The sequence below is a fragment of the Pantoea sp. Tr-811 genome (genome assembly GCF_011752535.1).
In the GTDB taxonomy this organism is placed as follows: Bacteria; Pseudomonadota; Gammaproteobacteria; order Pseudomonadales; family Pseudomonadaceae; genus Aquipseudomonas.
In genome coordinates, this window is the sequence record NZ_VWXJ01000013.1 from 83,654 (window position 1) to 109,763 (window position 26,110).

Annotated in this window: 25 protein-coding genes and 1 riboswitch; of the genes, 16 read left to right on the plus strand and 9 right to left on the minus strand. The window is 64.2% G+C overall.

Annotated features, from left to right (window positions below; genetic code table 11):
* Positions 1–9: 9 nt before the first annotated feature.
* On the plus strand, positions 10–1,023 hold the full coding sequence (gene hemH / locus F3J44_RS19600) for a ferrochelatase (protein WP_167058976.1): 1,014 nt from the start codon (positions 10–12) through the stop codon (positions 1,021–1,023).
* A gap of 104 nt (positions 1,024–1,127) precedes the next feature.
* Here hemH and F3J44_RS19605 read toward each other — a convergent pair whose 3' ends face one another.
* Entirely contained in the window at positions 1,128–2,402 is a 1,275-nt protein-coding gene (locus tag F3J44_RS19605; protein ID WP_167275206.1) for a uracil-xanthine permease family protein, read from the minus strand.
* Positions 2,403–2,404: 2 nt separating this feature from the next.
* On the minus strand, positions 2,405–3,043 hold the full coding sequence (upp, locus tag F3J44_RS19610) for a uracil phosphoribosyltransferase (RefSeq protein WP_011532223.1): 639 nt from the start codon (positions 3,041–3,043) through the stop codon (positions 2,405–2,407).
* A 160-nt stretch (positions 3,044–3,203) separates the two neighbouring features.
* Here upp and F3J44_RS19615 point away from each other — a divergent pair, with 160 nt between their 5' ends.
* The 3 genes from F3J44_RS19615 (at position 3,204) to F3J44_RS19625 (ending at position 4,644) form a co-directional block, all read left to right on the plus strand.
* Positions 3,204–3,761, plus strand: coding sequence for a hypoxanthine-guanine phosphoribosyltransferase (locus F3J44_RS19615; RefSeq protein WP_167058974.1), 558 nt, complete (start codon positions 3,204–3,206; stop codon positions 3,759–3,761).
* A gap of 54 nt (positions 3,762–3,815) precedes the next feature.
* Positions 3,816–4,286, plus strand: coding sequence for a hypothetical protein (locus F3J44_RS19620; protein ID WP_167058971.1), 471 nt, complete (start codon positions 3,816–3,818; stop codon positions 4,284–4,286).
* 67 nt (positions 4,287–4,353) lie between these two features.
* Positions 4,354–4,644: a PA4642 family protein gene (locus F3J44_RS19625; RefSeq protein ID WP_167058968.1), complete on the plus strand. Its 291-nt coding sequence runs from the start codon at positions 4,354–4,356 to the stop codon at positions 4,642–4,644.
* A gap of 127 nt (positions 4,645–4,771) precedes the next feature.
* Here F3J44_RS19625 and mqo read toward each other — a convergent pair whose 3' ends face one another.
* Positions 4,772–6,277, minus strand: a complete 1,506-nt coding sequence (mqo, locus tag F3J44_RS19630) for a malate dehydrogenase (quinone) (RefSeq protein WP_167058965.1) — start codon at positions 6,275–6,277, stop codon at positions 4,772–4,774.
* 604 nt (positions 6,278–6,881) lie between these two features.
* The gene (locus tag F3J44_RS19635; RefSeq protein WP_167058962.1) at positions 6,882–7,115 is read right to left on the minus strand and encodes a hypothetical protein; all 234 of its coding nucleotides are present in this window, start codon (positions 7,113–7,115) and stop codon (positions 6,882–6,884) included.
* 145 nt (positions 7,116–7,260) lie between these two features.
* Between F3J44_RS19635 and F3J44_RS19640 the strand changes: the two genes are divergently transcribed.
* A complete protein-coding gene (locus F3J44_RS19640) occupies positions 7,261–7,845 on the plus strand; it encodes a YajG family lipoprotein (RefSeq protein ID WP_167275209.1) in 585 nt (194 codons plus the stop codon).
* 62 nt (positions 7,846–7,907) lie between these two features.
* On the opposite strand, the gene F3J44_RS19645 is transcribed toward F3J44_RS19640, so the two are convergent.
* The gene (locus F3J44_RS19645; protein WP_167058956.1) at positions 7,908–8,114 is read right to left on the minus strand and encodes a hypothetical protein; all 207 of its coding nucleotides are present in this window, start codon (positions 8,112–8,114) and stop codon (positions 7,908–7,910) included.
* Positions 8,115–8,274: 160 nt separating this feature from the next.
* Between F3J44_RS19645 and F3J44_RS19650 the strand changes: the two genes are divergently transcribed.
* Complete coding sequence (locus F3J44_RS19650) at positions 8,275–8,535, plus strand: hypothetical protein (protein ID WP_167059339.1); 261 nt, start codon at positions 8,275–8,277, stop codon at positions 8,533–8,535.
* 90 nt (positions 8,536–8,625) lie between these two features.
* Here F3J44_RS19650 and F3J44_RS19655 read toward each other — a convergent pair whose 3' ends face one another.
* Positions 8,626–9,792, minus strand: coding sequence for a 1-acyl-sn-glycerol-3-phosphate acyltransferase (locus tag F3J44_RS19655; protein WP_167058953.1), 1,167 nt, complete (start codon positions 9,790–9,792; stop codon positions 8,626–8,628).
* 123 nt (positions 9,793–9,915) lie between these two features.
* On the opposite strand from F3J44_RS19655, the gene F3J44_RS19660 reads away from it, so the two are divergent.
* The 4 genes from F3J44_RS19660 (at position 9,916) to F3J44_RS19675 (ending at position 11,971) form a co-directional block, all read left to right on the plus strand.
* The gene (locus F3J44_RS19660; protein ID WP_010225771.1) at positions 9,916–10,098 is read left to right on the plus strand and encodes a CPXCG motif-containing cysteine-rich protein; all 183 of its coding nucleotides are present in this window, start codon (positions 9,916–9,918) and stop codon (positions 10,096–10,098) included.
* Positions 10,098–10,358, plus strand: coding sequence for a putative signal transducing protein (locus F3J44_RS19665; protein ID WP_167058950.1), 261 nt, complete (start codon positions 10,098–10,100; stop codon positions 10,356–10,358). The genes F3J44_RS19660 and F3J44_RS19665 overlap by 1 nt, the downstream gene beginning before the upstream one ends.
* A 15-nt stretch (positions 10,359–10,373) precedes the next feature.
* A complete protein-coding gene (locus tag F3J44_RS19670) occupies positions 10,374–10,994 on the plus strand; it encodes an SOS response-associated peptidase (RefSeq protein ID WP_167275211.1) in 621 nt (206 codons plus the stop codon).
* 158 nt (positions 10,995–11,152) lie between these two features.
* Positions 11,153–11,971: a M48 family metallopeptidase gene (locus F3J44_RS19675; RefSeq protein WP_167275214.1), complete on the plus strand. Its 819-nt coding sequence runs from the start codon at positions 11,153–11,155 to the stop codon at positions 11,969–11,971.
* 176 nt (positions 11,972–12,147) lie between these two features.
* Here the strand turns inward: F3J44_RS19675 and F3J44_RS19680 are convergent, their stop codons facing one another.
* The 3 genes from F3J44_RS19680 to F3J44_RS19690 all read right to left on the minus strand — a co-directional run bounded on the left by F3J44_RS19680 (position 12,148) and on the right by F3J44_RS19690 (position 15,012).
* Positions 12,148–12,732 (minus strand): TMEM165/GDT1 family protein, encoded by a 585-nt coding sequence (locus tag F3J44_RS19680; RefSeq protein ID WP_167275218.1) that lies wholly within the window; start codon positions 12,730–12,732, stop codon positions 12,148–12,150.
* 89 nt (positions 12,733–12,821) lie between these two features.
* Positions 12,822–12,942, minus strand: a riboswitch (yybP-ykoY riboswitch).
* 41 nt (positions 12,943–12,983) lie between these two features.
* Entirely contained in the window at positions 12,984–13,982 is a 999-nt protein-coding gene (locus F3J44_RS19685) for a class I SAM-dependent methyltransferase (RefSeq protein WP_167275221.1), read from the minus strand.
* 64 nt (positions 13,983–14,046) lie between these two features.
* Positions 14,047–15,012: a 2-hydroxyacid dehydrogenase gene (locus F3J44_RS19690; RefSeq protein WP_167275223.1), complete on the minus strand. Its 966-nt coding sequence runs from the start codon at positions 15,010–15,012 to the stop codon at positions 14,047–14,049.
* A 165-nt stretch (positions 15,013–15,177) separates the two neighbouring features.
* Here F3J44_RS19690 and F3J44_RS19695 point away from each other — a divergent pair, with 165 nt between their 5' ends.
* The 6 genes from F3J44_RS19695 (at position 15,178) to F3J44_RS19720 (ending at position 26,031) form a co-directional block, all read left to right on the plus strand.
* Positions 15,178–16,860: a fatty acid--CoA ligase gene (locus tag F3J44_RS19695; RefSeq protein WP_167058932.1), complete on the plus strand. Its 1,683-nt coding sequence runs from the start codon at positions 15,178–15,180 to the stop codon at positions 16,858–16,860.
* Positions 16,861–17,190: 330 nt separating this feature from the next.
* Complete coding sequence (locus F3J44_RS19700; protein WP_167058929.1) at positions 17,191–19,077, plus strand: DUF1302 domain-containing protein; 1,887 nt, start codon at positions 17,191–17,193, stop codon at positions 19,075–19,077.
* A gap of 25 nt (positions 19,078–19,102) precedes the next feature.
* Positions 19,103–20,467 carry a DUF1329 domain-containing protein gene (locus tag F3J44_RS19705; RefSeq protein ID WP_167275226.1) on the plus strand — a complete coding sequence of 455 codons (1,365 nt, stop codon included), beginning with the start codon at positions 19,103–19,105 and terminating at the stop codon, positions 20,465–20,467.
* 386 nt (positions 20,468–20,853) lie between these two features.
* Entirely contained in the window at positions 20,854–23,571 is a 2,718-nt protein-coding gene (locus tag F3J44_RS19710) for a LuxR C-terminal-related transcriptional regulator (RefSeq protein ID WP_167275228.1), read from the plus strand.
* Between the two features lie 163 nt (positions 23,572–23,734).
* Entirely contained in the window at positions 23,735–25,342 is a 1,608-nt protein-coding gene (locus F3J44_RS19715) for a tetratricopeptide repeat protein (protein ID WP_167058921.1), read from the plus strand.
* Positions 25,339–26,031 carry a sensor histidine kinase KdpD gene (locus tag F3J44_RS19720; protein ID WP_167058918.1) on the plus strand — a complete coding sequence of 231 codons (693 nt, stop codon included), beginning with the start codon at positions 25,339–25,341 and terminating at the stop codon, positions 26,029–26,031. The genes F3J44_RS19715 and F3J44_RS19720 overlap by 4 nt, the downstream gene beginning before the upstream one ends.
* Positions 26,032–26,110: the final 79 nt, after the last annotated feature.

A 26,110-nucleotide genomic window follows, 5' to 3' on the forward strand; every position in this document is an offset into this window, starting at 1 on the left:
GGACGCTGCATGACCGATCACGCCCTGCTGCTGGTCAACCTGGGTTCCCCGGCCTCCACCTCGGTGGCCGATGTGCGCCGTTACCTCAACCAGTTCCTGATGGACCCCTACGTGATCGACCTGCCTTGGCCGGTGCGGCGCCTGCTGGTGTCGCTGATCCTGGTCAAGCGCCCGGAGCAATCGGCCCATGCCTATGCCTCGATCTGGTGGGACGAGGGCTCGCCGCTGGTGGTGCTGACCCGTCGCCTGCAGGCGGCGATGGTCGAGCACTGGCCCCATGGCCCGGTGGAAATCGCCATGCGCTATGGCCAGCCGGCACTGCCCGAGGTGTTGGAACGCCTGGCCGCCCAAGGCGTGCGCAAGGTCACCCTGGCGCCGCTGTACCCGCAATTCGCCGACAGCACGGTGACCACGGTGGTGGCCCAGGCGCAGCAAACCGTGGCCGCGCGCCACTTGCCGCTGGAGCTGCGGGTGTTGCAGCCGTTCTACGATCGCCCGGCGTACATCGATGCCCTGGTGGCCAGCGCCAGGCCACACCTGCAGCAGGACTACGACCACCTGCTGCTGAGCTTCCACGGCCTGCCGGAGCGTCACCTGAAAAAGCTCGACCCCACCGGCAAGCACGATTTCCAGGCAGCCGACTGCTGCAAGGACGCCAGTGCCCAGATGCGTGCGGTGTGCTACCGCGGCCAGTGCCTGGCAACGGCCAAGGCGTTCGCGGCGAAGATGGGCATTCCCGACGGCAAGTGGTCGGTGTCGTTCCAGTCGCGGCTGGGGCGGGCCAAGTGGATCGAACCCTATACCGAGGCGCGCCTTGATGAGCTGGCCAAGGCTGGGGTGAAGAAACTGCTGGTGATGTGCCCGGCGTTCGTGGCCGATTGCATCGAGACGCTGGAAGAGATTGGCATGCGCGGCAGCGAGCAGTTCGTCGAGGCTGGCGGCCAGGAGCTGGTGCTGGTGCCATGCCTGAATGACCACCCGGAGTGGGCGAGGGTGTTGGCGGGGATGTGCGAAGCGGTTTGAGTGTGGGGTGGCCTGGGCTGGCCTCTTCGCGGGGCAAGCCCGCTCCTACAAGGAATCGTATGCTCTTGTAGGAGCGGGCTTGCCCCGCGAAGAGGCCGGCTGGATCAAGGCAACGGGTCATCCAGCTTCTTGTGCTTCCAGCCATCGTTGCCCGGCAAGATCAGGTTCAAGGCAATGGCCACGATGGCGCACAGGGCGATGCCCTTGAGGCCCCAATCGTCCGGGCCGTCACCGCTGCCAACCAGCACGCCGCCGATACCGAACACCAGGGTCACCGAAACGATCACCAGGTTGCGCGCCTCGCTCAGGTCGATCTTGTGGCGGATCATGGTGTTCATGCCCACGGCGGCGATCGAGCCGAACAGCAGGCACAGGATGCCGCCCATCACAGGCACCGGAATGCTCTGCAGCAGCGCGCCGAACTTGCCGATGAAGGCCAGGGAGATGGCGAATACCGCCGCCCAGGTCATGATCTTCGGGTTGTAGTTCTTGGTCAGCATCACCGCACCGGTCACCTCGGCGTAGGTGGTGTTGGGCGGGCCGCCGAACAGGCCGGCGGCGGTGGTGGCCAGGCCGTCACCCAGCAGGGTGCGGTGCAGGCCAGGCTTTTTCAGGTAGTCGCGCCCGGTGACGCTACCCACCGCGATCACCCCGCCGATGTGCTCGATCGCCGGGGCCAGGGCCACCGGAACGATGAACAGAATTGCCTGCCAGTTGAAGGCGGGCGCGGTGAAGTTGGGAATCTCCAGCCAAGGCGCCGCGGCGATCTTGGCGGTGTCGACCACGCCGAAGGCGAACGACAGGGCAAAGCCCACCAGCACCCCGGCAATGATTGGCACCAGGCGGAAGATGCCCTTGCCGAACACTGCAACGATCAGGGTGGTGAGCAGGGCCGGCATGGAGATCATCATCGCCGTCTTGTACGGCAGCAGCACGCTGCCGTCGCCGGCCTTGCCCATCGCCATGTTGGCGGCGATCGGTGCCATGGCCAGGCCGATGGAGATAATCACCGGGCCGATCACCACCGGCGGCAGCATGCGGTCGATGAAGCCGGTGCCCTTGATCTTCACCATCAGGCCCATGAAGGTGTACACGAAGCCTGCGGCCATCACCCCGCCCATGGTCTCGGCCAGGCCGAACTGGCCCTTGGCGAGAATGATCGGGGTAATGAAGGCAAAGCTCGAAGCCAGGAACACCGGCACCTGACGGCCCGTGACCAGCTGGAACAGCAAGGTGCCGATGCCGGCAGTGAACAACGCGACGTTTGGATCGAGGCCGGTGATCAGGGGCATCAATACCAGCGCGCCGAACGCCACGAAGAGCATCTGCGCGCCCGAGAGGACCTGCCGCCAGAGCGGGTCGTTGAAGCCGTCCTGCATGGTCAGGCGTCCTTCTGCTTGGTGCCGAAGATCTTGTCACCGGCATCGCCCAGGCCTGGGACGATGTAACCATGCTCGTTCAGGCGCTGGTCGATCGAGGCGGTGTAGATTTGTACGTCCGGGTGGGCTTTTTCCACCACCTCGATGCCTTCTGGTGCGGCAACCAGCACCATGGCGCGGATTTCCTTGCAGCCAGCCTTTTTCAGCAGGTCGATGGTGGCGACCATCGAGCCGCCGGTGGCGAGCATCGGGTCGATGATCAGGGCCAGGCGCTGGTTGATGTCGGGGGCGAGCTTTTCCAGGTAGGTGTGCGCTTCGAGGGTTTCCTCGTTGCGGGCAACGCCCACGGCACTGACCTTGGCGCCCGGAATCAGGCTGAGCACGCCGTCGAGCATGCCGATACCGGCGCGCAGGATTGGCACCACGGTGATCTTCTTGCCGGCGATTTTTTCAACTTGCACCTTGCCGCACCAGCCGTCGATCTCGTAGGTTTCGAGTGGCAGGTCCTGGGTGGCTTCGTAGGTCAGTAGCGCGCCGACTTCCTGGGCGAGTTCGCGAAAATTCTTGGTGCTGATGTCGGCACGGCGCATGAGGCCGAGCTTATGGCGGATCAGCGGATGGCGGATCTCACGAGTAGGCATGGGGGGCTCCGAAAGGCGGGCAAAAAAACCGCGCTAGATTAATCTATTCAGCCTGTGCTGTCGTGTAGTCCTTTTGCACGTTAGTCCATAAATGCTTGATCTGTGACGAGCGGATGCGTACCTTTGCCCGCTTTTCCAAAATGCCCCCCCGGAGAGCGCCATGTCCGCCGATCTCGAGCACATTCATCAAGTCATGCGCGAGGCAGACTGCCTGTACCCCGAAGCCGAAGTGGAAGCGGCCATCGCCAAGGTTGGCGCACAGATCAGCCAGGAACTGCACGACAAGAACCCAGTGGTGTTCTGCGTGATGAACGGTGGCCTGATTTTCGCCGGTAAATTGCTGACCCACCTGCAGTTCCCGCTGGAAGTCTCGTACATCCACGCCACCCGCTACCGCAACCAGACCAGTGGCGGCGAGCTGTTCTGGAAGGCCAAGCCTGAAGTGTCGTTCATCGACCGTGACGTGTTGATCGTCGACGACATTCTCGACGAGGGCCACACCCTCAGCGCCATCATCGAATTCTGCAAGCATGCCGGCGCACGTGCGGTGCACACCGCCGTGCTGATCGACAAGGACCACGACCGCAAGGCCAGCCCAGGCCTGAAGGCCAGCTACGCCGGCCTGCCGTGCGTGGACCGCTACATCTTCGGTTACGGCATGGACTATAAAGGCTACTGGCGCAACGCCAACGGCATCTTTGCCGTCAAGGGGCTGTGATCGGCAGTAGCCGCCCCGCGTGCTAGAGTGCTCCTTCATGCCAAGGAGCCTCACATGCGTGCGATTCTTCCCCTGCTGCTGGCGGTGAGCCTGCCTCTCGCCGCCGCACCGCTGCACAGCCAGTTCCTCCCGCCCGATGACCAGTCCCTGCGCCAGGAAGCGCCGACCGGCCAGCAATTGCTGCAAGTGACCGACTACTCCGTGGTGGTGGGTGCCCAGCGCCAGTCCGACCAGCAACCGATCCCGATCACCGCCTCGCTGCAGATGCGCCTGAAGGGCAAGCCCCTGAGCAAGGGCGCGACCATCAGCCAGGTGCTGCTGACCTTCGACGGCGAAGCGGGCAAAAGCCTGAAGAAGCCGGTGTACGACGACAAGACCCGCACCCTGAGCCTGAACTACCCGGTGAGCGATTACCGCGTGGTCATGGACCTGCTGCGCAACGAAACCGTCTACGTGCAGTTTCTCACCTACGCCAACGGCCATGTCTGGGCCGACCTGCACACCGGCACCGTACGTTCGCGTTGAGGCGCGGCGCCTGTGGGGGGTAAACTGCCGGCCTTCGAAATTCCGTGATGGTCAGTTGGAGCCGGCAATGCGCAAAGACAAGAAGCAGGTGATTGGTGACGAGATCAGCGATGACTACGTCAAGTCGTTCCTACAGTTCGAGCCGGCCGATGGCCTGACCTCGCCTTCCCATCACAAGCTGATCAAGGCCTACCGCGGGCTGCGCATCGATGACTTCGAGCGCTTCGTGGGCTTCTTCGTCGAAGCCGGGCTGGACCTCGACGGCAAGGACGAGCACGGCAAGACCTTTGCCGAAGTGATCGCCGACCAGCGCAATGCGCCGGAGTACATCGAGATCATCATCAACGCCCGTGGCTGATTGGTAGGCCTGTACCGGCCTCTTCGCGGGGCGAGCCCGCTCCTACAAGAGCACGCGATTCCTTGTAGGAGCGAAAGGGCCGGCACAAAAAAACGCCCCGCGGGGCGTTTTTTCGTTACAGGCCAGCTCAGGCGTAATGCTTGGCCGGGCTGTCTTCCACCAGTTCCAGCGCCACGTCGTTGTCGGCGCTGATCTTGTGGTAAAGCGCCGCATCGGCGGCCAGGGTCTTCTCGCGGGCCGGGAAGATTTCCTTGAGCTTGGCCGCCCAGGCACCCTTGGCCTGCTCCGGGAAGCAGCGCTCGATCAACTCCAGCATGATCGACACGGTCACCGAAGCACCTGGCGATGCGCCCAGCAGGGCCGCGAGGCTGCCGTCCTGGGCCGAAACCAGCTCGGTGCCGAACTGCAGGATGCCGCCTTTTTTCGGGTCTTTCTTGATGATCTGCACCCGTTGGCCAGCCACTTCCAGGCGCCAGTCCTCGGCCTTGGCTTGCGGGTAGAAGCGGCGCAAGGATTCCAGGCGCTGCTCCATCGACTGCATCACTTCGCTGACCAGGTACTTGGTCAGGTCCATGTTGTCGCGCGCCACGGCCAGCATCGGGCCGATGTTGCCCATGCGTACCGACAGCGGCAGGTCCATGAACGAGCCGTGCTTGAGGAACTTGGTGGTGAAGCCGGCGTAAGGCCCGAACAGCAGCGACTTCTTGCCGTCGACCACGCGGGTGTCCAGGTGTGGCACCGACATCGGCGGGGCGCCGACTGCAGCCTGGCTGTACACCTTGGCCTGGTGCTGCTTGACGATTTCCGGGTTGTCGCAACGCAGCCACTGGCCGCTGACCGGGAAGCCGCCGAAACCTTTGCTTTCCGGAATGCCCGACAGTTGCAGCAGCGGCAGGGCCGCGCCACCGGCGCCGAGGAAGACGAAGCGGGCGTCCACTTCACGGCTGCTGCCGCTGTTGACGTCCTTGATGCTCACGGTCCAGCCGCTGCCGTTGCGGCGCAGGCCGACGACTTTCTTGCTGTACTTGACCTGGGCTTGCGGTGCATCGCCCAGCAGCTTGAGCAGCTTGTTGGTCAGGGCGCCGAAGTTGACGTCGGTGCCTTTCATCACGCGGGTGGCGGCGATGCGCTGGTCGGCCGGGCGGCCCGGCATCATCAGCGGCATCCAGTCCTTCATCACGGCCTGGTCTTCGGTGTATTCCATTTCGGCGAAAGCGTGGTGCTGCTTGAGCAGCTCGAAGCGCTTCTTGAGGAAGGACACGCCCTTGTCACCTTCGACGTAGCTCAGGTGCGGGACCGGGTTGATGAAGGCACGGGCCGAGCCGAAGTTGCCTTTCTTGCTCAGGTAGGCCCAGAACTGGCGCGAAACCTCGAACTGGGTGTTGATGTGCACGGCCTTCTTGATGTCGATGCTGCCATCGGCGGCCTGGGGCGTGTAGTTCAGCTCGCACAGGCCAGCGTGGCCGGTGCCTGCGTTGTTCCAAGGGTTGGAGCTTTCCGCGGCTCCGGAGTCCATTGCCTCGACGACCTCAAGCTTCAGGGTCGGGTCAAGCTCCTTGAGCAGTACGGCCAGGGTGGCACTCATGATGCCCGCGCCTACCAGTACCACATCAACCGATTCGTTCTGCGCCATTTAACGCGTCTCCACAATCTACAGCTACCTAATTGACAGCACAGCATCACTGGGGTTGCCAGGATCGCCATGTCCGACTCTTCGCAGTTCTTGCAACTTCCGCGGACACCGCCAATCAGTCTTCGGGTTGCGCTATTGAACCCCGATTGCCACGGGTGCGGCAATTCGACTTATGGTCAAGGTGTCGTGCGTGCGTTATGGAACGGCCTCAGACACTCATCCAGAATGAGCGCGTTGACCGCCTGTTCAGGGCTGTTCGGGACACATCTGCCGCTTTTACACATGCCAGACTGTTCATTTGCTCGCCACACTCTCGTGAAGTTGTGAAAACCGTTTTTTCACGCTCTTTTGGAGTCGTGAACCTCAAAAGGGGACTGCGCGATGGCAACCCACAGGTTCATGCAGTGCGAAGGGCCGGAAAAGCAGGCACGACAGCCGATGCAAGACCTGAGTGGAAGGCTCTCTGTGGGCGAAGCGGGTGACGGTGCCGGGGTCAATCGGCGGATGCGGGGCCCGATCAGGAGACGTCCTTATAATCGGGGGGAGATTATAACGATGTCGCGGGCAGAAAGGTCGTAATTCGTGGTTTTTATTGCAGCGTTTGTCAGGCCGCGAGGATGCGCTGGTGCCAACGGCGGCTTGCGCGTACGCAAACCCGGGCTTCGGCGGGCAGCTCGCGGCCCAGCCAGGCCAGCCGCACTTCGCTGATTCGCACCCAGCCGCTGCCGCTTGGCGGCTCGTTGCATTCCTTGAATGCCAGGCATTTGCCTTCGTTGTCGAGGCGGGCATAGGCGTGGTGGCGCGGGCGTTGGAACAGTTGGGTCCAGAGCGAGGCCATGGCGGTGAGTCCTGTGCGGGAGGGCTTGGCGCAAGGATACGGGGGAGGCGATGAAACCATTGTGACAAGGGGGCCGAGGCGATGACTGGTTTGTGCCTGGCTGGGTATACTGTGGGCCTTTGACGCATTTTCTGGAGAAACGCGCATGTTGCAACGTCTGTTGTTCGGTTTGATCGCCGTAGCCAGCCTGAGCCTGGTCGGATGTGCCCACAGCCCGCAACAACTCAGCCCGCAACCCACGCTCAAGGCGCAGCTCGCCCCGGTCGGCCACGGCCAGCCGGTGGTGGTCAAGGTGGTTGATGGCCGGCCTTCGCAGTCCCTGGGCACCCGAGGTGGCATGTACCCGGAAACCAGCACCATCAGCGTCAATGGCAACGATGTGGTACCCAAGCTGCAGGCCCAGGCTGAAGCCGCCGTGCGCCTGCTCGGCTTCACCCCGACGCCGAACGCCTACAACGCGCCGCAGCTGACCGTGACCCTGGCGGAGCTCAAGTACCAATCGCCCAAGGACAACCTGTACGTGACCGAGGCCACCATCGGTGCCACCTTCCGGGCCGACGTGTCCAATGCCAACCGCCGTTACAGCGGCCGCTACGGTGCTTCGCTGGACCAGCGCTTCGGCATGGCGCCGAACCAGGAAACCAACACCAAGCTGGTGGGGGGCGTGCTGAGTGATGCGCTGACCCGCCTGTTCAAGGACCCGACCATTGGCCAGGTGTTGGGCGAGTAAGGCAGCAATCGGGCGCCGCTTGCGCCTACGGGGCCAATGAGGCCTGGTAGGCGCGAGCAGAGCTAGGCGGCTTCTATATGGAAATCCAGCAGGCTGACGCCTGTGCTCATGTCCACTTCGGGCAAGTCTTCATGCACATGCCCGCCCAGCGCGCAGTACACCAGCCATTGGCGGTCCTGGACATTGATGGCGAAACCATCGATCAACGCCTGCTGCTCATCGCTCTGAGCCACGAGATAGAGGCGGTCCTGGTTTTCGGCGTGCAGCATCGACAAGCTCCGGTACGGTAAAAGGCCGATAGAGTGGCCTGCCTGAATGACGAGCATGTGACAGATGAAATTTAGTGACACTTTGTCGCCCAGGCCGGGCGCCCAGGCCGGACTTCGGTAGAATGCCGGGCTTCGCTGTCGTTCTAACCGAGGTTGCGTGATGTCCTTGCAAGTGCTCTGGGGGTTCCTGGCCGCCCACCCGACCAAGCTGATCAACCTGCTGGCGCTGTTGCTGACCTGCCCGGGTGGCCTGCTGCTGCAGAGTGCGCGGCGGCGCGAGGCAATCACCCGCGAGAGCCTGGCGGTGGACGAAGGGCTGGTGGATGCCATCGACCAGCGAGTGCCGCGCTACTACTACATTCTCGGCTTTTCCTGCCTGGCCATGGCGCTGCTGCTGTCCTGGTTCAGCACCTGGGTCTGAAACCCTATCGCGAGCTGCGCTCGCTCCTACCGGCTCTGCGGATGCCCGTCGTAGGAGCTCGCGATGGCCGCAACGCGGCCCGCCAACCCATCAGGCCACCGAAGCCTGCTGCCTGACCTGGTACTGGTTACGCACCGGCGTCGCATACTGAAGCACCAGGTAAGGCCGTTGCTCCTCAGGGCAGGCATCCAGCCGGCGTTGCCATTCTTCGCGGGCCTTGGCCAGCTCATCGGCCGGGAACACCTGCTCGGCGCTTGGCACCTGCAGGGTTTCGTCCTTTTCGCTCCACATCGCATACGCCAGGTAGTGCACCGGGAACAGGCGGTAGCCGCCGAGAATCTGCCGGTCGGTTTCCTGGGCCAGCTGCTTGGTGTCCTCGTAATACTCGGTCACCGGCGGGGCGAAGTTGATGTGCACCCGGCCCTTGTAGCCGGTGATGCCCTTGGCGATGCTGTTGTCGTCCTCGCCCGGCGCCTTCTTGTAGGTGCCGGTGGTGGCGCGGATGTACAGCTCGCGGGCCTTGGCCTGGTCGCAGGGGTCGTATTCGTAGCTGATCGACACCGGAATCAGGTTCAGGCTCTGGATCACTGCGCCGAAGGGTTCGTCCTTGCGGCTCATGTGGAACATCTTGAGGATTGCCGAGTCGGTGCGGTCGTCACCGTCCTTGGCGCGGCCTTCGGCCTGGGCGATCCAGATCGAGGTGCCGTCGTTGCGAATCGAGTGGTTGATGTAGGCCGACAGCAACTGGTAGGCGGCTAGCTTCTCGCGGCGGCCGCTGATCGAGCGGTGCACAATGAAGCTTTTGTTCAGGCGCATCATGTCGCTGACGAACGGCTTCTGCAGCAGGTTGTCGCCAATGGCGATGCGCGGCGTGGGCAGGCCGGCGTGGTACACCGCATAGTTGACGAAGGCCGGGTCCATCACGATGTCGCGGTGGTTGGCCAGGAACAGGTAGGCAGTACCGGACTTGAGCTGTTCGACGCCGGAGTAGGTGACGCCGTCGGTGGCGCGCTCGATGGTGTGGTCGACGTAGTACTCGACTTTGTCCTGCAGGGTAGAGACGCAGGTCACGCCGGCGAATTCCTTGCGCAGGCGGCGGGCGATCAGCGGCTTGAGCAGCCAGCCGAACGTGCCGGCTGCGCGCGGGAAGCGGAAGTGGGTGAGGATATCGAGGAATGCCGGGTCGCTGAGCAGGCGTGCCAGAACGGCAGGGACCTCAGCGTCGTCGTACGGTCGGATGGCATCGAATTCGCCCATCATGCTCTCTTGTTGGAAACGGCTAGGGTAATAAGGTAGGGGCGGGGCCGAAAAACGGCTCGACACACACGGGCCCTGTAAACAGACCGGCAATTATACGCACAAGTCACCCCGGAGGCCGCGATGCTGGAAACTGCGATTTACGATTGCCCTTATTGTGGCGAGGAAGTCGAAACCACGGTGGACCTGTCCGGTGGCGACCAGGAGTACATCGAGGACTGCCAGGTATGCTGCAAGCCTATCCGTTTCGTGCTGCAGGTGCATGGCGAGGAGTGGATGCTGGATGTTTACGGTGAGAATGACTGATGCGGCGAATCTACGAACCGGAAAACCTGCTGGAAGCCGAAATGCTGGTGGGCATGCTGGTCAGCGAGGGCATCGAGGTGCACCTGGCCGGGCGTGACCTGATGGGCGCGGTGGGCGAGTTGCCATTGCAGGGGTTGCTCGGCCTGGCGGTGCCGGATGACCAGGCCGAGTACGCACGGCAGCTGATCGATGCGTACAATGGTGCCCAGCCGCTTGCCGGCGACGAACCGGAGAGCCATCCCGGTACCTTGATCTGTTAGGTTCTGAATTCGCCCATGTGTGGACGCTACGCCCTGTTCCGCTGGCCCCAGGCACTCACAAGCCTGCCGGGCTTCCCCGCCGGCCAGCCGGCGCAATGGAATATCTCGCCCGGCGCCTCGGTGCTGATCCAGCGCCAGCTCGATGGCCAGCAGCAACTGGCCAAGGCGCGCTGGGGGTTGACCCCGGCGTGGCTCACCGACCTGTCGCGCACCCCCGCCCACGCCCGGGCCGAAACCCTGGCCGAGCAGCCGATGTTCCGTGAGGCGTTTCGCCAGCGGCGCTGCCTGATGCCGGCCAACGGCTTCTACGAGTGGCGCGGCACGGTGCGCAAGCGGCCTTACTGGCTGACCCCGGGGGAGGGCGCTGCACTGTACTTTGCCGCGATCTGGGAGGCCTACCCGGTGCAGGACCAGGTCTGGCTCAGTTGCGCGGTGGTGACCCAGGCGGCAATGAATCAGCGCCGGCCACTGCTTCTGGATGCCGCGGGGCAGGCGGCCTGGCTGGACCCGGACACCCCCCTGGCGCGTCTGCACGAACTGTTGGCCAGCCCGGCCGGGGCATTGCGCGAGCGGGCCTTGGCGCATTTCGTCAATGATCCGAAGCTGGATGCGCCGGAGTGCCTTACCCCTGCCTGATGGGGTGCCTGTGCCGGCCCTTTCGCGGGGGTTGCATGGTTTTGTAGGAGCGGGCTTGCCCCGCGAATGGGCCTGCAACAGAAAATCTTCCCTGCGGCTATGGCGGGTAAAGGCCGACTCGGCCTAGGATACGGCGCATGCAAAAAGGGAGTGTTTTCATGCGTAAGTCTTTTGTCATCAGCCTGTTGGGCGCCGGTATCCTGCTGGGCGGCTGCCAGGCGGTGAACACCACCAGTGGCGGTGCTGTCGGCGTCGAGCGCAAGCAGTACATGTTCAGCATGCTGTCGACCGACCAGGTCAACCAGATGTACGCCCAGTCTTACCAACAAACCCTTGGGGAAGCGTCGAGCAAGGGCGTGCTGGACAAGTCCAGTGCCGATGCCAAGCGGGTGCAGAACATCGCCAGCCGGCTGATCGCCCAGGCGCCGAAGCTGCGGCCCGATGCCGCCCAATGGAACTGGGAAGTCAACGTCATCAAGAGTGACGAACTCAATGCCAACTGCGGCCCGGGCGGCAAGATCATCGTCTACACCGGGCTGATCGACCAGCTCCAGCTCACCGACGCGGAAATTGCCGCGGTGGTCGGCCATGAAATCGCCCACGCCCTGCGCGAGCACAGCCGCGAAGCGATGTCCAAGGCCTATGGCGTGGAGATGGCGCGCCAGGGTGCCGGTGCCCTGTTGGGCCTGGGCCAGGACAGCATGGCGCTGGCCGATACCGTGGTGAACTACTCCATGACCTTGCCCAACAGCCGTGCCAACGAGAACGAAGCCGACCTGATCGGCCTGGAGCTGTCGGCACGTGCGGGGTACGACCCGAATGCAGCGATCACCCTGTGGAACAAGATGAGCAAGGCCTCCGAAGGCGCCCCGCCTGAGTTCATGAGCACCCACCCGGCATCCAGCAGCCGAATCGCCTCGTTGCAGGCGGCGATTCCGAAGGTAATGCCGCTGTATCAGGCCGCAAGCAAGTCATAAGCCCTGCTGGCTGCAATCCCCCTGTAGGAGCGGGCTTGCCCCGCGAACACCGGCGAAGCCGGTGCCATACACTGCGCTGCCTGCTTCGCGGGGCAAGCCCGCTCCTACAGAAAATGCCCGTTAAATCATATAGATACGATTTGTTCCATAGGAGCGCGCGATGCGCCGCTCTGGCCTTACCCCACCCAGCCACTGGTCTTCATGGCCGAATACACCGCCACCACGGCCAGCACGAAGAACGCAGCTGCCGCGAGCCGGCGAATCAGCGCCAATGGCAGTTTGTCTGCCGCGAAGTTACCCGCCAATACCACCGGCACGTTGGCAATCAACATGCCCAGGGTGGTGCCGATAATCACCATGATCAGGTGGGGGTACTGGGCGGCCAGCATCACCGTGGCCACCTGGGTTTTGTCACCGATCTCGGCTAGGAAGAAGGCAATCAACGTGGTCAGGAATGGGCCGAAGCGCCGGGCCGGGTTCTCGTCGTCGTCCATCTTGTCTGGCACCAGGGTCCACAGGGCCGTGGCGGTGAAGCTGGCGGCCAGCACCCAGTGCAACACCGTTTCGGTGAAGAAACCACTGACCCAGGCACCCACGGCACCGGCGGCGGCGTGGTTGGCCAGGGTGGCGGCGACGATGCCGGCAATGATCGGCCAGGGCTTGCGGAAGCGGGCGGCGAGAATGAGGGCGAGCAGTTGCGTCTTGTCGCCGATTTCGGCCAAGGCAACGATTGCGGTGGGGACCAACAGAGATTCCAGCATCAGGTTTCCTAACGGGGGCGGGTCGACACGGCTATGACACGTACAGCCTCCCCGCCCCGGGTAAGGTGTGCGTGTCATAGGTCTTGTCAAACCCGGGACCTGTCTGCGCAGGTCGCTGGGTCGCACGCGCCATGGCCTGTGGGCCAAGTATGTTGACGCGTACCGGGCGAGCAAGGCGCTCGCGGGAGACTACTCCCCTAGGACGGTGCGGATTCTGCCTAGCCGAAACGCTTTCGGCAAGCCTTGTTTTTTTAACCGCGTGTTGCGCGGTAGATTCGGAAACCGTCGGCTTCGGCACAGGTGGTGCAGTTGCCAAGCGCCCCTTCGATCAGCGGTTGGTAACGCAGGAAGCTGTTGGCAACCAAGCGCATTTCGCCACCTTTTCGCAGGTGTTCGCCTGATTTTTTCAGCAAGTTTTCCGATGCCTGGTAGTTGGTGTGCACCCCGGTGTGGAACGGCGGGTTGCTCAGGATCAGGCTCAGGTCGACAGGCGCCGCGTCGATACCGTCACCGCTGATGACTTCACCTTCCAGGCCGTTCGCCGCCAGGGTCAGGCGGCTTGCCGCCACGGCGAAGGCATCCACGTCCAGCAGCGTCACCCGGCTTTGTGGGTATCGCCGCTTGACCGTGGCCCCGAGCACGCCGGCGCCACAGCCGAAGTCCAGCACATGGCCCAGCGGCAGGTTGTCCAGGTGCTTGAGCAGCAGCGCCGTGCCGCGGTCGAGGCGGCCGTGGCTGAACACGCCGGGCAGGCTCACCAGTTGCAGCGGGCCATCCTCGAGTTCAAGGGTGAAGCGCTCGGCCAGGCTTTCCAGCGCCTTGGCTTCAGGTGCGTTGTCGACAGTGACCTGCCACAGTTGGCAATGCCGCGCGCTGTCCAGCTTGCGCGGTTTGCCGAAGGCCTGCAGCTGCTTGGCCGCGCCCTCGATGCCGCCGCGCTTCTCGCCGACCAGGTACAGCTCGCGCCCGGCCAGGCGCGAGGCCAGGGCGTTGAGCAGGTAGGCCGCAAGCTCGCGGGACTTGGGCAGGAACAACACGGCGGCCTCGAAAGCCACCGGCGGCACCGCCACGCCATAATGGCTGCGCCCGGCGAAGCGGGCGTCGAGCATGGCCTGGTCGCCGGCATGCCAGGTCCAGCCGTGGGCGCCGGGCAGCTGCCCGAGCAGGCCATCGGCGGGGGCGCCGGCGACCAGCAGCGGGCCCTGGAACAGTTCCGCCTGGCGGAGCAACACTTCACTGCGCGGGTCCATGGACGACGCCTCCTGAAAAAAGTCGCGCAGTGTAGCAGAGCCGGGCCTGGGGCTCAGCTGACGCTCAACTCACTACCCGACGGGGGGCGCCTTCGAAGTAGGCCTTGGCGTTCTCGGCCAATTGGCCAACGATGCGCTGGCGTGCTTCCACCGCGCCCCAGGCGCTGTGCGGGGTGATGATCAGGCGTGGAATATCGCCGGCCAGCAGCGGGTTGCCGTTGACCGGCGGCTCGACGCTGAGCACGTCGGTGGCGGCGCCGCCCAGGTGGCCGCTGCGCAGGGCATCGGCCATGGCCTGTTCGTCGATCAGGCCGCCACGGGCACTGTTGACCACCAGCGCGCCCTTTTTCATCAGCGCCAGTTCCTGGGCGCCGATCATGTGCCGGGTGTGCTCGTTCAGCGGGCAGTGCAGGGTCAAGGCATCGACCTGCGGCAGCAGTTCTTCCAGTGGCAGGCGGTCGTCGCGCGCCGGGCGGCCAGGTATCTGCCCGCTCAGCACGCGCATGCCGAAGGCCTCGGCCAGGCGGGCGACGGCGCCGCCCAGCTCGCCATGGCCGAGCAGGCCGAGGGTCTTGCCTTCCAGCTCGACGATGGGGAAGTCCAGCAGGCAGAACTGGCTGGCCTTGGCCCATTGGCCAGCGGCCACGGCCTGGTTGTAGTCGCACAACCGCGTGGCCAGGGCCAACAGCAGGGCCAGGGTGTGCTGGGCCACCGACGGCGTGCCATAGCCCTGGCAGTTGCACACGGTGATGCCCTGGGCGCGGGCTGCAGCGAGGTCGACGTTGTTGGTGCCGGTGGCGGCCACCAGGATCAGCTTCAGTTGCGGGTTGGCCGCCAGCGCCTCGGCGTCGAGCATGACCTTGTTGCTGACCACCGCCACCGCGCCCCGCAGGCGCTCGGCTACCTGCTCCGGGCGGGTGGTGGCGAACAGTTCGAGCTCATCGAACTGCTGCTGCAAGGGCGACAGGTCGAGGTCGCCAAGGTCGAGGGACGGGTGGTCGAGAAACACGGCGCGGCGCAAGCTGGGCATCAGGGGAAGCTCCGGTGGCAGGGCAGGGGTTGGTCCATCAACCCGCACAATGCCACTCATACCTTGCGTCGCCAAATCATTCCTTCGGCTGATTTGACCGTCACATTCAGCTACTACAGTTGTTTCACTCTTTTCCGGCCCGCTTTGCAGATAGAAGGGATATCCATGTTGCAGACCCGTGTGATCAAGCCCGCCGAGGGCGCCTACACCTTTCCGCTGTTGATCAAGCGCCTGCTGATGTCGGGCAGCCGTTACGAGAAAACCCGCGAAATCGTCTACCGCGACCAACTGCGCCTGACCTATCCACAGCTCAACGAACGCATCGCGCGCCTGGCCAACGTGCTCACCGAGGCTGGGGTCAAGGCCGGTGACACGGTGGCGGTGATGGACTGGGACAGCCATCGCTACCTGGAATGCATGTTCGCCATTCCGATGATTGGCGCGGTGGTGCACACCATCAACGTGCGCCTGTCGCCCGAGCAGATTCTCTACACCATGAACCACGCCGAAGACCGCTTCGTGCTGGTCAACAGCGATTTCGTCGGCCTCTACCAGGGCATTGCCGACCAGCTGACCACGGTGGACAAGACCGTGCTGCTGACCGACGGCCCGGCCAAGACCGCCGAACTGCCCAACCTGGTCGGTGAGTACGAGCAACTGCTGGCCGCCGCCAGCCCGCGCTACGACTTCCCCGACTTCGACGAAGACTCGGTGGCCACCACCTTCTACACCACTGGCACCACGGGCAACCCCAAGGGTGTGTACTTCACCCACCGCCAGCTGGTGCTGCACACCCTGGCCGAAACCTCGGTGCTCGGCAGCCTCGACAGCGTGCGCCTGCTGGGCAGCGACGATGTGTACATGCCCATCACGCCGATGTTCCACGTGCACGCCTGGGGCATTCCCTACGCGGCCACCATGATGGGCATGAAGCAGGTCTACCCAGGCCGCTACGAGCCCGACATGCTGGTCAAGCTGTGGCGCGAGGAGAAGGTCACCTTCTCCCACTGCGTGCCGACCATTTTGCAGATGTTGCTGAACTGCCCCAACGCCCAGGGCCAGGACTTCGGCGGCTGGAAGATCATCATCGGCGGCAGCGCCTTGAACAGCTCGTTGTACAAGGCCGCGCAGGCCCGTGGCATCCAGCTGACCGCCGCCTATGGCATGTCCGAGACGTGCCCGCTGATTTCCTGTGCGCACCTGAACGACGAGCTGCAGGCTGGCAGCGAGGACGAACGGGTCAGCTACCGGATCAAGGCCGGGGTGCCGGTGCCCCTGGTGGAAGCGGCGATTGTCGATGCCGAGGGCAGGTTCCTTCCGGCCGATGGCGAAACCCAGGGCGAGCTGGTGCTGCGTGCGCCGTGGCTGACCATGGGCTACTTCAAGGAAGCGCAGAAGAGCGCGGAGCTGTGGCAGGGTGGCTGGTTGCACACCGGCGACGTCGCCACCCTCGACGGCATGGGGTTCATCGACATCCGCGACCGCATCAAGGACGTGATCAAGACCGGTGGCGAGTGGATTTCCTCGCTCGACCTCGAAGACCTGGTCAGCCGCCACCCAGCCGTGCGCGAAGTGGCCGTGGTGGGGGTGGCCGACCCGCAGTGGGGCGAGCGCCCGTTCGCCCTGCTGGTGCTGCGCGATGGCCAGGCCATCGATGCCAAGGCGCTGAAGGATCACCTCAAGCCCTTTGTCGAGCAGGGGCACATCAACAAGTGGGCAATCCCCAGCCAGATCGCCGTTGTTACTGAAATTCCCAAGACCAGTGTCGGCAAGCTCGACAAGAAGCGCATCCGCCAGGACATCGTCCAGTGGCAGGCCAGCAACAGCGCGTTCCTTTCCACCCTGTAAACCGGCCGCGGGTCGTGCGCGTCAGAACGCGACCCGCGTGCTAGAGGGGGTGGCGCCTTGCCAAATGGCGAAAATACGCCATGCTTCAGCACGGCCAATGCGCCGCCAGGGAAACGTCGGTGGTGATTTGACGGCCGGTGCATAAATCACACTTTAGAGGGATCAAGCACCTGTGCCTGCTGGCTATAGTCGGGCCAGGGGATTTTCAGGAATGGGGGAGGGCGGCACGCGCAAGCCGTGTCGCCGTGGGCGCAAGCCTGCACACCGGTCGCTCGGGCCGTTCTTGAAAGGACTCACTGCCATAACAAAAAAGAACATGGAGTAGCGTCGATGAAATCTGCAAACCTGTTCTGGCGCCGGGCCAAGCTGCCCCTGGCTGTCAGCCTTGCTTCCACGCTCGCAAGTCCTGCTTTTGCCGTCAGCTTCAACATCGGGGAAATCGAAGGTCAGTTCGATTCATCGCTTTCCGTCGGTGCCAGCTGGTCGACTGCCAACCCGAACAAGAACCTGATCGGGGTCAACAACGGCGGCAAGGGCCTGTCGCAGACCTCCGACGACGGCCACTTGAACTTCAAGAAGGGCGAAACCTTCTCGAAGATCTTCAAGGGCATCCATGACCTTGAGCTCAAGTACGGCGATACCGGTGTGTTCGTGCGGGGCAAGTACTGGTACGACTTCGAGCTCAAGGACGAAAGCCGCCCGTTCAAGGACATCAGCGATTCCAACCGCAAGGAAGGCGCCAAGTCGTCGGGCGCCGAACTGCTCGATGCCTTCATCTACCACAACTACTCGATTGGCGATCAGCCGGGTTCGGTGCGCTTCGGCAAGCAGGTGGTGAGCTGGGGTGAAAGCACCTTCATCGGCGGGGGCATCAACTCGATCAACCCCATCGACGTGGCCGCGTTCCGCCGCCCGGGGGCCGAAGTCAAGGAAGGCCTGATTCCGGTCAACATGTTCTACATCTCCCAGAGCCTGACCGACAACCTGTCGGCCGAGGCCTTCTACCAGCTGGAGTGGGACCAGACCGTCGTCGACAACTGCGGCACCTTCTTCTCCCAGCCGGACATCATCGCCGATGGCTGCACCGACAACCTGCGCGTGCTCAACAGCAGCCGCACGGTGCCGGCAGCGGCGCAGCAGTTCCTCGCCACCCGCGGCGTGAATATCAACGAGGAGGGCGTGCTGGTGGGCCGTGGCGCCGACCGTGATGCCCGCGACAGCGGCCAGTTCGGCGTGGCCTTGCGCTACATGTTCGAGCCGCTGGACACCGAATTCGGTGCCTACTTCATGAACTACCACAGCCGCGCGCCGATCTTCAGCGCCACCGGTGCCTCGCCGGCGGTGTTCCAGGGCATCGCCGCGCTGCCGGCGCAGTTGCGCACACTGGCGCCGCTGATCGTGGCGGGCAACTCCAAGTACTTCGTCGAATACCCCGAAGACATCCGCTTGTATGGCCTGAGCTTCTCCACCACGCTGCCTACCGGCACCGCGTGGAGCGGTGAAATCAGCTACCGCCCGAACGCCCCGGTGCAGCTCAACACCACCGACATCCTGTTCGCTGGCGTGCGCCCGCTGGGTGGCGCGCTGGCCAACGCCTCGTTGCTCAGCGGCACCCCGGGTGAAGACCTGCACGGCTACCGCCGCAAGGAAATCACCCAGTTCCAGACCACCCTGACGCACTTCTTCGACCAGGTGATGGGCGCCAGCCGCATGACCGTGGTCGGTGAGCTGGGCATTACCCACGTTGGTGGCCTGGAAAGCGCCCACGACGTGCGCTATGGCCGTGACCCGGTGTTCGGCCCTGGCCCGCTGCCGACCACCGGCGGCGCCAATACCTGCCAGGCGCTCAACGCCAGCACCATTGCCGGCGCCGGTGCCGGTGCCTCGACCACCAACCTCAACCGCAAGTGCGAGAACGACGGCTACACCACCAGCACGTCCTGGGGCTACCGCGCCCGGGTGATCTGGGACTACAACGACGTCTTCGCCGGGGTCAACCTCAAGCCCAACGTGGCCTGGTCCCACGACGTCTCCGGTTACTCGCCAGGCCCTGGCGGCAACTTCGAGGAAGGGCGCAAGGCGATCAGCCTGGGCGTGGATGCCGAGTACCAGAACACCTACACCGCCAGCCTGTCGTACACCAACTTCTTCGACGGCAAGTACAGCACCGTGGATGACCGCGACTTCGTCGCCCTCAGCTTCGGCGTGAACTTCTAAGTATTCAGATCCAGGACGACACGACATGAACAAGACCAGAAGTCTGCTGCAAGCCGGTGTGCTGGGCCTGTCCCTGCTGGCGACCAGCGTCATGGCTGCGGTTTCCGCCGACGAGGCCGCCAAACTGGGCACTACGCTGACGCCGATGGGCGCAGAAAAGGCCGGTAATGCCGATGGCTCCATCGGCGCGTGGGAACCGCTGTCCAAAACCGCCGGTAGCGCCGATGCCAAGGGGTTCCTCTCCGACCCCTATGGCAGTGACAAGCCGCTGTTCACCATCACCGCGCAGAATGCCGATCAGTACAAGGACAAGCTCTCGCCCGGCCAGCTGGCGATGCTCAAGCGTTACCCCGATACCTTCAAGATCCCGGTGTTCAAGACCCACCGCGGCTCCACCGTACCGGACGACGTGTTCGCCGCCATCAAGAAGAACGCCACCGCCACCACCCTGGTCGAGGGTGGCAACGGCCTGAACAACTTCCAGACCGCCGTGCCGTTCCCGATTCCGAAAACCGGCCTGGAAGTGATCTGGAACCACATCACCCGCTACCGTGGCGGCAGCGTGACCCGCCTGGTGACCCAGGCCACGCCACAGCAGAACGGCTCGTACAGCCTGGTGTACTTCCAGGACCAGTTCGTGTTCCGCGACCGCATGAAGGACTACGACCCGAACAACCCGGGCAACATCCTGTTCTACTTCAAGCAGGAAGTGACCGCGCCAGCGCGCCTGGCAGGGACCGTGCTGCTGGTACACGAAACCCTCGACCAGGTGAAGGAACCGCGCAAGGCCTGGATCTACAACGCCGGCCAGCGCCGTGTGCGCCAGGCGCCACAGGTTTCGTATGACGGCCCGGGTACCGCGGCCGACGGCCTGCGCACCTCGGACAACCTGGACATGTACAACGGCGCACCGGACCGCTACGACTGGAAACTCGAGGGCAAGAAGGAGATGTACATCGCCTCCAACGCCTTCAAGCTGGATGACCCGAAGCTCAAGTACGCCGACATCCTCAAGGCCGGGCACATCAACCAGGACCTGACCCGTTACGAGCTGCGCCGTGTGTGGCACGTGGTCGCGACCCTGAAGCCGGGCCAGCGGCACATCTATGCCAAGCGTGACTTCTACATCGACGAAGACACCTGGCAAGCTGCGGTGATCGACCAGTACGACGGCCGTGGCCAGCTGTGGCGCGTGTCCGAGGCCCATGCCCAGCCGTACTACAACGTGCAGGTGCCGTGGTACACCCTGGAAGCCATCTACGACCTGCAGTCGGGGCGTTACCTGGCCCTGGGCATGAAGAACGAGGAGAAGCGGGCTTACGATTTTGGCTTCAGTGCCAGCAAGGCCGACTTCCAGCCCGCCGCCCTGCGCCAGTCGGGGGTGCGTTGAGCTGAAACCACCTGACTCCGTGTGATCCCCAGAACGCCCCGGCTTGCCCGGGGCGTTTCTGTTGGAGGGGATCGTGACGTGCGCTGTAGGAGCGGGCTTGCCCCGCGAACACCGGCGAAGCCGGTGCCATGCACCGCGTCGCCTGCTTCGCGGGGCAAGCCCGCTCCTACAGGGTTCTCTGTTTATTCCATAGGGGGTGGCGCTGCGTATAAAGCCGGTGAATACCCCGCCAAACCCCCGCGCCAGCCCCTATCCATTCGCCATGTTGCGTTTTGTCGCAGTCTTTTCCCAGGCAATGGCGCCCATCATCTTCAAAAGCGAGGCATTACCCGCTAGTCTCGCAACCATCCGTAATGCCGAAGTCTTCCCACCAGAACGAGCCGGCCATGACTGATCTGTCCCGTACGCATGGATTCGCCAGTCAGGCCCTGGGCCTGCTGGACGGGCGTTTCTTCCGGCCGCCACTGCCGGACGGCCACGTGCCGCGTGCACGTTTGTGCCAACGCTTGCAGGCCGGCCTTGGCGGGCGCCTGCTGCTGGTCAATGCCCCCGCAGGCTTTGGCAAAAGTTCGCTCGCCATGGAGTTTTGCGAGGCGTTGCCCGAGCACTGGCGCAGCCTGTGGCTGGGCCTCAGCCAGCGCGATGCCGACCCCGGCCGTTTCCTCGAGCGCCTGCTCGAAGGCCTGCAACAATACTGCCCCGCCCTGGGCGGCCAGGCCATGGGCCTGCTGAAGATGCGCCAGCGCCACCAGCCCTTCGCCTTCGAAGAATGGCTCGATGGCCTGCTCGACGAGCTGGCGCTGTACCTGCACACCGACTCGCCCTTGCTGCTGGTGCTGGACGACTACCACCTGGCCCAGGGCGCGGTGCTCGACCGTTGCCTGCAGTTCTTCCTCAATCATCTGCCGCCTGGGCTGGTGCTGCTGGTCACCAGCCGCCAGCGCCCGGACTGGCACCTGGCGCGCCTGCGCCTGCAGCGCCAGCTCGTCGAGCTCGGCGAGCAAGACCTGCGCCTGACTGCGGAGGAGTCGCTGGCGGTGATCGGCCGCCAGCCCACCGGGCTGCGTGGCCAGGCCCTGGACAACCTCATCCAGCGCAGCGATGGCTGGGTGGCAGGCCTGCGGTTTTGGCAACTGGCGGCCAGCGAGTGCGGCGATGAACACGCCTTGCCCCAGGCGCTGCACGGTGGCGAGGGGCTGATCCGCGATTACCTGCTTGAAGAAGTCATCGACATCCTGCCGGCTGACGTGCAGGCCTTCCTTTACGACACCGCCTGCCAGGAGCGCTTTTGCGCGGCGCTGTGCGATGCCCTGCGCGAGCGGCACGACAGCGCCGCGATCCTGAGCTTCCTGCAGGCGCACCAGGTGTTCCTGGTTCCGCTGGACGAACACGGCCTGTGGTACCGCTATCACCACTTGTTTTCCGACCTGTTGCGCAGCCGCCAGGCCAGCGAGCCGCCGGCGTGCCTGCACCTGCGTGCCTGCCGCTGGTTCCAGGCGCAAGGCCTGCTGGATGAGGCGGTCGAACAGGCCCTGCGCGCCGGCCACCTGGATGTGGCTGCCGACCTGGTGCAGAGCCTGTCGGAAGAGCAACTGCTGGCCGAACAGAACGTCGGCATGCTGCTGCGTTGGAAAATGGACCTGCCCGACAGCCTGCTGATCAGCACGCCACGGCTGATCGTGCTGTACAGCTGGGCGCTGGGCCTGGCCTGCCAGCTGGACGCCGCCGAGGAGCTGGCCAGCTACCTCAGCCGTTTTCTGCCGGCGCCGTCGGCCACGGCACAGAAATCCATGCTCGCCCAATGGCTGGCCCTGAGCGGGGTGATCGCCCGTGGCCGGGGCGACCGCGAGCGAACCCTGGCCTATTGCACCGAAGCGCTGCAGAGCCTGCCGGGCAAGCGCTATGGCCAGCGCCTGGTATGCCTGTCGACCTTGTCCAACCTGGCCATTGCCGATGCCGATTTCTGGCGCGCCCGTGGCTGGAATCGCGAAGCACTGGAGCTGGCCCAGCGGGTCGGCAACCCATTATTCGAGGCCTTGGCCCATTACGACCGGGCCCGGGTACTGCACGCCCGCGGCGAGGTGCTGCGGGCCCTGGAGGAAGTGCGCCAGGGCCTGCAACGCCTGCAGGGGCTTTCCGGGCAGCGGCTTTATGCGGTGCGGGCGCGGCTGACCTTGTATGAAGGTTACCTGCTGGTGGCGCGCCTGCAGCCGGCACATGGGCGCGCTCGCCTGCGCGCGGGGCTCGGTGAGGCGCGTGCCTGCCGTGACATCAGCGTGCTGATCGGCCATTGCGTGATTGCCTCGCTCGATGGCCGCGAAGGCCACTACGCCGAAGCCTTCGCCGAGCTGGCCGAGGCCGAGCGCCTGATGCATATCTGGGATGTGCCTGCGATCTTCTACCTGGCCATGATTACCCTGGTGAAGTGCGAGCTGTGGCTGGCCCAGGGCCGTACCGACCTTGCCGAGTCGTGGCTGTTGCGCCTGGGGCAAACCTATGGCGGCGAGCAGCCCGCTGCGGCGCCTGAGTTCCACCCACTGCTTCCCCTGCACATTGCCCTGCAGCAGGCCCTGCTGGAGCAGGTGCAAGGGCGTGGCGAACAGGCCGTGGCGCGTTTGCGCGGGTTGGTCGAGCAAGGCCAGGCCAGCGGCGGCATGATGCTGACCTTGAACGCGCTGTGCCAATGGCTTGCCCAGGCACTGGCAGAAGGCGACGAAATCCAGGCGGCCAGGTTGTTGCCCCAGGCGTTGGAAGCGGCCCGTGGCGGCGTGCTGCAACCTTTCCAGCGGCTGATCGAGCGGCATCCGGTGTGGCTGCGCGAGCAATTGCTGGCGCGCCCGGCCTGCGCGGTGCAGGTTGAGTTGCTGGCGCGGTTGCCGGAACCGGCAGTGCCAAGCAGTGGCTCGGGTGAGGCGTTGAGTGCACGGGAGCTGTCGGTGCTCGAACTGATCGCCCAGGGGTGTTCCAACCAACAGATCAGCGAGCGCCTGTTCATTTCCCTGCACACCGTAAAGACCCACGCCAGCCACATCAACAGCAAGCTGGGCGTGGAGCGGCGCACCCAGGCCGTGGCGCGGGCCAAGTCGCTGGGTTTGCTGGCCTGATCCCTGGCAGTCGGCCCCAGGGCTGGCTAGAATACTGGCTCAGAGCCACTGTTAAGTGGCTGTGATTGCTGCCCTCATCTTTCCCGACAGTCGGTCGATACAGGTTTCGGCGGTGTGCATCGCTTCACGCCATTCTTCAATCATTCCAATACAGGTCGTGTTGATGCTGCAGTATGGGCAAAAGAGCTTTCTGATCGTCGACGACTTCACCGACTTTCGCACGTCGACCCGTTCCATGCTGCGCGAATTGGGCGTGCGTGACGTGGACACGGCCGACAGTGGCGAGCAGGCCCTGCGCATGTGCGGGCAGAAGCGCTACGACTATATCCTTCAGGACTTCCATCTGGGTGATGGCAAGAAGAACGGCCAGCAGGTGCTTGAGGACCTGATCCTCGACAAACTGATCAGCCATGAATGTGTGTTCATCATGGTCACTGCCGAGAGCAGCCAGGCGATTGTGCTGAGCGCCTTGGAGCACGAGCCGGACGCCTACCTGACCAAGCCCTTCAACCGGGTCGGCCTGGCCCAGCGCCTGGACAAGCTCACCCAGCGCAAGACCTTGCTCAAGCCGATTCTGCAGGCCCTGGACCGCGGCCGCCCGGGCGAAGTGCTGGCCGCCTGCGCCGAGCTGTGCAAGAAAGACCCGCGCTTCGCGCCGCTGTGCCTGCGCTACCGCGCCGACGCCCTGCGTGACCTCAACCGTTTCGAAGAACTGGAAAAATTCCTCAAGGGCATTCTCGCCAGCCGCCCGCAGCCGTGGGTGTACGCGGCGCTCGGTAGCCTGATGCACAAGCGTGGCCAGAACACCCAGGCCCAGGGTGTGTACGAGCAGGCGCTCAAGGCCTTCCCGATCATGCCGGGCCTGTACGATGGCATGGCCAACGTGCTGGTGGCCCAAGGCGATACCAAGCGCGCGCAGACCTTGCTCGAAGAGGCCGTGCGCCTGTCGCCACTGGCCGTGCGACGCCAGGCTGCACTGGGCAAGCTGGCGCTGGAAAACGAAGACTACGAGAGTGCGTCCAAGGCGTTCCGCCACGCGGTAACCCAGGGCCAGAGCTCGCGCTACAAGGACGCCGAAAGCAACCTGGGCCTGGCCCAGGCGCTGATGAGCAAGAATGCCGGCTTCGGCCTGGATGCGCGGGCGCGGGTGGAAATCAACACCGTGCTCAGCGAAGTGGCCAAGGACAACGCCGATGACCAGGGCCTGCAAGTGCGTGCACGCTTGATGAAAGCTGCCAGCCTGCAGCAGGCAGGTGATCCCGACACCGCCGCCAAGCTCACCGAACAGGCCTTGCAGCGGCTGGACAAAATGGACCAGTTCTTCTCGGTCGAGGCTGCCCTGACCGTGGCCAAGCAGTTACAGTCGCTGGGCCAGGAAGGGGCCGGCGGCACCATTCTCAAGGGTTGCGTGGAAACCTATGGCGACGACCCCAAGGTCATGCAGAGCGTTGCCAAGCTGACCGATGACCCCATGGTGCTCAACGCGGTGACCGAGGCGGTCGACCTGAACCGCCAAGGCGTGCGCAGTTACCAGGCCGGGCAGCTCAACGAAGCGCTGCAAATGTTCCGCAAGGCCTTGTCGCAACAACCGAAGAACATCAGTATTGCCCTGAACACCGCGCAAGCGCTGCTGCGCATCGGTGGCGAGGTAACGCCGCCGGCGATCTTGCAGGAGTGCCGCGACTGCCTGACCCGAGTGGCCGGCATCCCCGCCAGCGACAGCCGCTTTGACCGCTACCGTAAACTGCATATCAAGGTCTTTGGCGCATGAGTCAGGATAACCAGGGGCTGGATTTTTCCACGGTGATTGCCTCCACCGTGCACGATTTGAAGAACTCGCTTTCCGCGCTGATCCAGTCCCACGACCAGTGGCTGGGGCGCCTGCCCGAGGAGCTGCGCGGCGGTGCCGAACTTGGGGTGATCGAACATGAGTTTCGCCACCTCAACGGCATGCTGGTGCAGTTGCTGGGCTTGTACAAGCTCGGTGCCAACCAGCTGCCGGTGTGCCCGGACTACCATGAACTGGACGACTTCATCGAAGCCCAACTGGCCGCCCACCAACAGGTGCTGCAGCACAACGACATCCTCGCCACCTGGCGCGTCGAATGCGACAACCCGCTGGGCTTCTTCGACCGCGAGCTGGTGGCTTCGGTGATCGCCAACGTGGTGACCAATGCCACCCGCTATGCCGGGCACGCGCTGTTGATCAGCATTGCCGAGGAAGACGACCACCTGGTCATCAGCGTCAACGACGACGGCCCGGGGTACCCGGCGCGCATGCTCGAACGCCAGCAGGACTACACCCAGGGCATCGAGCCCCACAGTGGCAGCACCGGGCTTGGGCTGTACTTCGCGGCGCGGATCGCCGGGCTGCATGAGCGCGATGGGGTGCATGGGCGAATCGAGATCGCCAATGGCGGGGCGTTGGGCGGTGGGTTGTTCAGGTTGTTCCTGCCGTGATGGCGAGCGCCGCTCCTACGGAAGGTTGTGCAAGCCTGGTAGGAGCGAGCGCAGCTCGCGATGCGCCGCGCAGGCGGCG